The sequence below is a fragment of the Collimonas antrihumi genome (assembly GCF_018304965.1).
Taxonomy (GTDB): domain Bacteria; phylum Pseudomonadota; class Gammaproteobacteria; order Burkholderiales; family Burkholderiaceae_D; genus Collimonas; species Collimonas antrihumi.
This window is the reverse complement of sequence record NZ_JAGQED010000038.1, coordinates 22,425-30,127: the sequence shown is the minus strand read 5'-3', so window position 1 is coordinate 30,127 and position 7,703 is coordinate 22,425. Positions and strand designations below refer to the sequence as shown.

Genomic DNA, 7,703 nt, shown 5'->3' with positions numbered 1-7,703 from the left:
ACCCCGACTTGCGCTTCCCCAACCTCGACAAAGTCTTACCCTTGCCACCAGCCAAACTCCCGCAATGGAGCGGCAAGCCGGAAGACCTGATCAACGCCGCCAAGCCAGTCATTCCGGCACCGCCGCCCGCGGCCACGACACCCGGTGCGAATCTATCCGGCCGTGCCCATATACCGCAAGGCTCGGTGCTGCCGGAATATGCCGTGCCACCGGAAGATGAAACACGTCTCATCGCAGGATTAATCGAAGTCCGGCCGCAATACGAAGCCACGACAGCCGATTTCAGCGGCTACTGGTTGCCGCAATTACTTCATCCGGTCACGCTCGCACATCGTACATGGAATCAGGATCAAGCCCCGCGTCGCTACTCGCGCGGCGAGTCGTTCGACGATTGGCGTGCCGGCCTGACGCACAACGACGGCCGCATCCTGTGGCATTACATGGGCGTCCCGGAACAACTGGAACTACAAGACTCGCCTGCCCAAGTGCGTAGCGGCCAATGGCGCGTGGCGCAAGCCAATCCCGCCACGCTCACATGCGACGGTGACGAAGCTTGCCCGCAAAGCGGCATCTGGCAACCTTCGTTGCCGGCAGAGCATCCACGGAGACTGTTGATGAACTGGCGTTGGCGGGAAGCGGCCGTGATGCAAGGGCAGACATTCCCTGATCCACAAAGGGATTGGCTGGTGGATGTGCCAAATCATGTCGTGACATGGCGTTTAGTAGAAACGATTTGAGGCTGTCAGAGATGGCGCAAACAGGATTTAGAGACGATTTGAGTTTTCTATCTCGATTGACTATCCCAACAACTATAAAGGGAAATAAACGATGGACCGCCCTATTTGCAGAGAAGGTGACGATACCAGCCACGGTGGCAAAGTCACCAAAGTCAGCGGCAACATGTCCATTGACGGCCGCCGCAATGCTCGTCTCTTTGACTGGGTCAGTTGCCCCGACCATGGCGACAACCAAATTATCGAGGGCAGCACTATGCTGGATGACGGCCTTGCTGTCGTGCTGCATGAATGCAAAACCGCATGTGGCAGTACGGTAATTGCCACCGGAAATACCACTGCTTGCCCGTGATGTTGTTTGTTTTATCTAATTTTCGGTGACTACTATGCCTCAAAAACCATCCAACGCCCCGATGCAGATTGACGATCTGGATAGCCGCGTCATGAAAGCACCGGTTTCCACGCCAGATCAGGGAGCAGCAAAAAAAATTGCTGTCGACGATCCAGATTTGTTGGACCTGCAAATCAAACGCATGGTGATAAATGCCAGCGAGCCAACCGAAGAAATAGCGAATCGGCTTGCATGTATCAAATCCGCTCGCAATCCATTATTGGAAGCGGCCCAGCCATTATTGCTGGCACTGGCGCAACTACCTCGGCAGGTATTTCGTCGTCCAGAGCAAGTGACGGTCTTTCGTAAAGCGCTGGAAAATGAAGTAATCACCTTTAGCCAGTTATGCGATGAGGCCAATATCAAACGCGAGCATTCGGTTGCCGCCAGCTATGCTTTGTGCAGTGCGCTCGATGAGTTTGCCAATCACACGAGCTGGGGTGGCGGTAAAGGGAAGGAGACCGGAATCTGGTTCACCCAGATGTTGGCGTCGCAGTTCCATGGCGATACCCAGGGTGGGAAAAAAGTATTCCTGCTGGTCGGTCGTTTGATGGGCAATCCAGCCCCGCATCTCCATCTGCTGGAAGTCATGTTCCGCATTCTGTCCTTGGGTGTTGAGGGGCAATACAGCAATCAGCCAAACGGCAGGCGAGATGTCGATATCATCCGCGCCTGTATTTATGCGGAGATTTCAAAAGCACGCGAATCGGTGCCGCTGCCTTTGTCCCCCAATTGGAAGGGCGAAGCCGAAGGCAAGCTCGGCTTACTACGCAGCATCCCCGTCTGGGTTACCGCATCAGTTCTCACGTTGGCAGCATTCGGTTTGTTCTCCTGGTACAAATATCAACTGCTGACTCAAATCAATGTCCTGGAAGAACAAATCGCTGCAATCGGAAAAATGACACCACCACCTGCGCCGATTGTTCCGCGATTGCGACTGACAGAGTTGCTCAGGGACGAAATTGCCAGCGGCCAGGTCAAGGTGGATGAGGATGCGAAACATAGCGCAGTGATTTTCAAGGGCGACGACATGTTCGTACCGGGGCAGGCCAAGGTCTCTCTCGGCATTATGCCGTTGCTCGATAAAGTAGCCGACCAGATCGCCAAAGTATCGGGATCAGTTCAGGTGATCGGCCATACCGACAACGTGCCGATCAAGACCGCCAAATTTCCGAATAACCAGATGCTCTCAGAAGAACGCGCCGCCAGCGTGGCAGACGCCTTGCAGATCCGGGGTGTTTCCGCATCACGGCTGGATATCAGCGGCAAGGGAGACTCCGAGCCGGTTGCCGGCAACAAGACGCCCGCACAACGCGCCCGGAACCGCAGGGTGGAAATCATCGTCAGGCAATCCGACGGCAGTGTCGTCAAGACCTCAATCGCTGGTCCTGACGGTACCGCCTCAATGACTTCCAACGCCGTCTACACACCCGCCAGCGTCGCCCGTTGATCAGAAAAATTATCATGAAAAAATTCACCGATTTCATCTTCTCACGCCAAATACTGGCGTTTCTGCTCATTGTGCTGATCGCTGCGGCGATCTGGTTTTTGGGCCCGTTATTCGCCTTCGGCGGCATGCGTCCACTGGCCACTGTGGGTATGCGCGTCACACTCTTGATCTTAACCTTGGCGCTGATCCTGACGCTCTTGCTCAAAAAACCTTTGCACATCATTGGAGTAGCTTGCCTGTGTCTGCTGATCTGGCACGCCGGGCCGTTGCTGGCATTCGGTTCGACGCAACCGCTGGTTACGGTATTTGAACGATCCATGCTCATTGGCGTCATCCTGTTTATGTACGCTATCTACGGTCTATTCCGTTTGTATCAATTGGTACGCACCAATGAAAGCTTGCGTGACTCCCTGTTTCGCTTGAAGACGGAAAATCAGAGCCAGGCCGACAAGGATGCGAAGGAAGCCTTAAAGACTGTCAACAGCAAAATCGGCCGCGCCATGCAGCGGTTGAAAACCAAGCACTCGAATAGCGGAAGCTGGCGTCGTTTGGTGGAAGGCAAGCGTTACCTGTACGAACTGCCGTGGTACATGATCATCGGTAATCCCGGCGCAGGAAAGACCACGGCCGTGCTCAATTCCGGTTTGAAATTTCCACTGGCGGAGCACCCGGGCGCGGCGCAGGCTAGTAAAGCAGGGACAACCGATTGCGACTGGTGGCTGACCAATGAGGCCGTATTGATCGATACTGCCGGGCGCTATGTATCGCAAGACTCTCGTCAACATGTGGACGGGGCCGAGTGGCGTGGTTTCTTGGGGGTATTGCGTAAGCATCGCAGCCGCGCGCCGATTAATGGCGCGATCCTTGCCATCGATGCCCAGGAATTGTTGGATCCGGTTGATGCAAATCGGGAAAAGCTGGCAAACGACCTGCGCGCACGTCTGGCGGAATTGCGTAGTGAGCTGGGAATACGTTTCCCGGTCTATGTGACGATCACCAAGATGGATTTGCTGGAAGGCTTTAACGAGTATTTCCAATCATTGACTTCGGAAGGCCGCGCCCAGACCTGGGGTTTCACATTGCCGTATCTGGATCCGTCCAAGCTGGCTGCTCTTAACAAGCAAGAGATTGGCGCGTCTGTCTTGTTGCAGCAAGTGCAAGTCGAACTGGACTCGCTCGCTCAACGTCTGGACAACGGCGTGAATGCACGGCTGCAGGAAGTGTTCGATACCGAACGCCGGCGTTTGCTTTACGCACTCCCGCAGGAATTTTCTGGCTTGGCAAAAACGTTGTCAAAGACGCTAGAAAATATCTTTCTCACTTCACATTATGACGTCACTGAATTGCATCACACCTTGCGCGGCGTGTATTTCACGAGCGCCGCGCAATCGACAGACGTTATCCCAAGCAATCCGATGACCCTGATGGAACGCGTAGCCACGGCACTCGGTTTGCGCAAAAAGGGGGCCGCCCATCAGGTGAATGGGGAGTTGAAAGGCGAAAACGGCAATCGCACCAAGCTGGCCGGTACCGATCTCACCGGCAATCGCAGCTATTTCCTGACCGATCTGTATACCCGCCTAATCATTCCGGAAGCACATCTGGTGCGTCCCAATCTACGCTGGGAATTCCGCTTCAGGCTACTGCGACTGATCGGGCACGCCGTTTCCCTCATTCTTTTTCTGGCGCTGGCCAGCGCACTGACGCTGTCGTTTGCCAATAACGAGGAGTACCTGAAATCGGTAACAGAAAAAAAGGACATGCTCAAAACCCTGGTGACCAACCTGTTCGCAAAATCCGGTGAAGAACGTTTGAAACATGTGCCGGATGCGTTGACGACGGCGCAGAACATGCCTCTGCATCGCGGGCTCGATGTCAGGGATCCTGCGCTGAGTTATCGCTATGGCCTGTACACCGGCAGCACGATTCTGGCGGCTGCCGACACGACATACGACCATCTGCAAGATACCTTGCTGCTGCCGCAGATCGTGCACCGGATGGAACAGGTGCTGCATGCGGCGATCGACCTCAAAGATGCCAGGACGGCTTACAACACCTTACGTGTCTACCTGCTTATCAACGACAAAACGCGCTATAACGCATCGGATGTAAAAGCCTGGGTGCTGCAGGATTGGGAAGCCTCGGACAGCGCGTCGGTATTTGGCGGGCGGGCGTCGATGATCGGTCATATCAACCGCTTGTTCTCGGAGACGCGGGTAGTGCAGTCGTCGTTCGTGAAGAATGAAGCGCTGGTGCAGGATGCCCGGAGCTTTTTGAATGCCGACACGTCGACTCAACGCTTGTATGAGCGCGCAAAACAAGCAATGTTGCCAGAGTCGCCGGAAGATTTTACGCTGACTCGTGCGGTCGGTCCGCAAGCCGGGACCGTGTTTACGCGCTTGTCCGGCCAACCGCTGGACAAAGGAATCCCGGGTTTGTTTACCTATGATGGCTACTTCAATCTGTTTGACAAGCGTTTGCCTGAGTTCGTCAAACTGGCTACGCTGGACGATGCCTGGGTGATGGGTTACGCGGCTTCTTCGCAAAGGGAGGCGCTGGACAATCTCACCGGCGCATCGGGTGAAGATGCGCTGACTGAAGACATCCGTCGTCAGTACCTGACCGAATATGCCGATCAATGGAGCCTGTTTTTAGACGATGTCCGCGCCGTCACTGGCAGTAACCTGACTTTCGATCTGACCGTGCTGCGCGCATTCGCTTCACCTGATTCATCGCTTTCGCGCCTGGCTCGCGCTGCGGCTCGCGAAACTTCGCTGTCCAAACCGCTGATAGTCCAGTCGAATGACGACAAGGGATTTTTTGGTAAAGCCACCGACAAACTGGGTCAGCAAGTCAGTAAGGTATCGAATAACCTAAATATCCGGCCGCAGGAGCAGATGGAACGCAAATTGGTCGATAGCCGTTTCGCTGCGCTGCGTGAAGTTGTGACCGGTCATGCCGATGATGATGTGGCGTCGGCAACCGGCGCTGGCAAGCCCGCTCTGGAAAATATCGCCGGCCTGCTGAATGAATATTACACAGTGCTGGTTGTAGCCGATACCGCTTTGGGCACGAACAGCCTGCCGCCGGGTGCTGCGGCTGCAGGCATGAAGTTGAAACTTGAAGCCGGAAAGTTACCGGCGCCGTTCAAGGAAATCCTTACCGCGCTGGCAGATAGCGGCACCGAAAAGGTTGCGCAAGGTGCTTCGGCGATTTTGAGCACGCAGGCGCAAATGCAATTGGATCGGATTTTCCGCGCGCTCAATTCTCAAGTGAGTGATCCGTGCAAGCGCAGCATTGAGGGACGTTATCCATTTGCGGCAAGTTCGCAGGAAGTCAGCATAGACGATTTCACCCGAATTTTTGCCGCGGGGGGCGCCGCGGACGATTTTTTTCAGAAGCAACTGCAGCCGTTTGTCGATACCAGCAGCCGCCCATGGAAATACAAGAATCCAGAGACCGCCAATCAAATGACTATCTCCGATGCGCTAGCCAGTTCGGGCGCGTCAGGCGTTCCGGCGGCTGGTCTGGGTGCAGCAACAGGTCCGACTCTGATGGGGGAGTTATTGAAATTGTTGGCAAAGCAGGGCCCTAATCCCGATGCGTTTGCCCGGATGAACACGATACGAGATGTCTTTTTCAGGGAACCCGGCAGCAAGAATATGGCATGGAAGATGGATATCAAAGCCGCGGAAGTAGATCCTACAATTACCGAATTTATCATCAATGTGGACGGCAAGACCCAGCGCTATGCACATGGCCCGGTGCAGGCTCTGGCGGTTACCTGGCCTGGCGCGCGCGGTGGTTCCGGTGCGGAGTTGACCGCCACGCCGCGGATCAGCGCCGCAACCTCATCCATCGTCACCAGCGGCCCATGGGCATTGATGCGTCTGATTGAACAAGCCAATCTGGTCAACACCGCCACAGTAGGCCGCGTGATCGCCAATTTCAATTTTGACGGGCGCAAGGCGGTATTGGATATCAATACCGGTGGCAGCCTGCCTAGCCCGTTAACCACGGATTTGCTGAAATCGTTTCAGTGCCCGGGAGCGGTCTGATGGCGATGTGGCTGCCCGGTTTTTTGCATGGATCGAAGGTCAGCAATCTGACCTTATGGGGCAAGGTACCCAGTCGTGGCGATTTCATCCGGTATAACGTCAAGCATGCACAGAGTGAAGCGCTGCAGGCGTGGATAGGTGAGCATCTGAACGCGGCCAGCGCAGCTACCGAGACGCCGGTGTCCCCCGAAAAAACGGAAATCGTTAAACGCAAGCGCGCGGAAGGCGCTAAATGGAGTCGCCTGACGCCAATCGATCTGGTCGATCCGCGCGCGGTATTGCCGAAAGCGCGCGAGCCGGCAGCACCGGCGCTTCAACAGAAAATCACGCCACCAAAAGCTGGTCACGCCGGTCTGCCGTGGTGCTTTGTACTACCGCCGGGAAGCATGCCTTTTGCCGATAGAGAGCATGTGATCGGAGTCTGGATGTCTTCCTTCGACAAGATCGGGCGTGTCTATCCCTTGGTCATGTTGCAGACAGCCTCGCCGCGCTGGATTAAACAATATTTCCAGAACCATGCACAGCAACCCTGCGATTGGCTGTATGCCGCCGCGCGCGCGATGGCGCATATGGTGTATGCGGAAGAAGCGGCGCTGGACCGTTCGGATCATCGGCAGAGCCAGCACGGCCAGCGAGGACAACCGGATCATCTCGCTACTCTGGTAGGGCAATTGGAGCAAATTTGGGAGCTGTATCAACCGGGCTGGTCCGGCTTGTTTGGCAGTAAAAAGAAATCTCCTGAGCATAACGGCATGCGTTCCTTCATTCCGGCTCCGCATCCGGAAGATCCGGTGCAGCGCTTGCATGGCGTGCGTTATCTGCCCTGGTCAGACTGGCCGCAACGGCTGACCGATGGAGAGCTTGATTCGAGCCAACGCGCCGTATTTTGGCAACAGGATTTGCGAGGACGTTTTGTCGGTGCAGCGACGCGCATGCAGGATGTGTTGTAGCACCCCTTTTGTTTGTAAAAGATACGGGCATGAATCGATGCAAGATCAGTTAATCAGCTATTCAGTAAATGAATTACATAGGGCCGCTCACATGAATACTACTTTTTCATATGTCGATGG

General features: G+C 55.2%; 4 protein-coding genes and 1 pseudogene. All 5 read left to right on the top strand.

The window, feature by feature from the left end; all coding sequences use genetic code 11:
- A pseudogene (locus KHU29_RS20560) lies at window positions 1-737 on the top strand (SEL1-like repeat protein); the annotation flags it as partial.
- A 91-nt stretch (window positions 738-828) separates the two neighbouring features.
- A complete protein-coding gene (locus KHU29_RS20555) occupies window positions 829-1,086 on the top strand; it encodes a PAAR domain-containing protein (protein ID WP_211455194.1) in 258 nt (85 codons plus the stop codon).
- 34 nt (window positions 1,087-1,120) lie between these two features.
- The gene (gene tssL / locus KHU29_RS20550; RefSeq protein WP_211455193.1) at window positions 1,121-2,575 is read left to right on the top strand and encodes a type VI secretion system protein TssL, long form; all 1,455 of its coding nucleotides are present in this window, start codon (window positions 1,121-1,123) and stop codon (window positions 2,573-2,575) included.
- 14 nt (window positions 2,576-2,589) lie between these two features.
- Entirely contained in the window at window positions 2,590-6,633 is a 4,044-nt protein-coding gene (gene tssM, locus KHU29_RS20545; protein ID WP_211455192.1) for a type VI secretion system membrane subunit TssM, read from the top strand.
- Window positions 6,633-7,583 (top strand): TagF domain-containing protein, encoded by a 951-nt coding sequence (locus KHU29_RS20540; protein ID WP_211455191.1) that lies wholly within the window; start codon window positions 6,633-6,635, stop codon window positions 7,581-7,583. The genes tssM and KHU29_RS20540 overlap by 1 nt, the downstream gene beginning before the upstream one ends.
- Window positions 7,584-7,703: the final 120 nt, after the last annotated feature.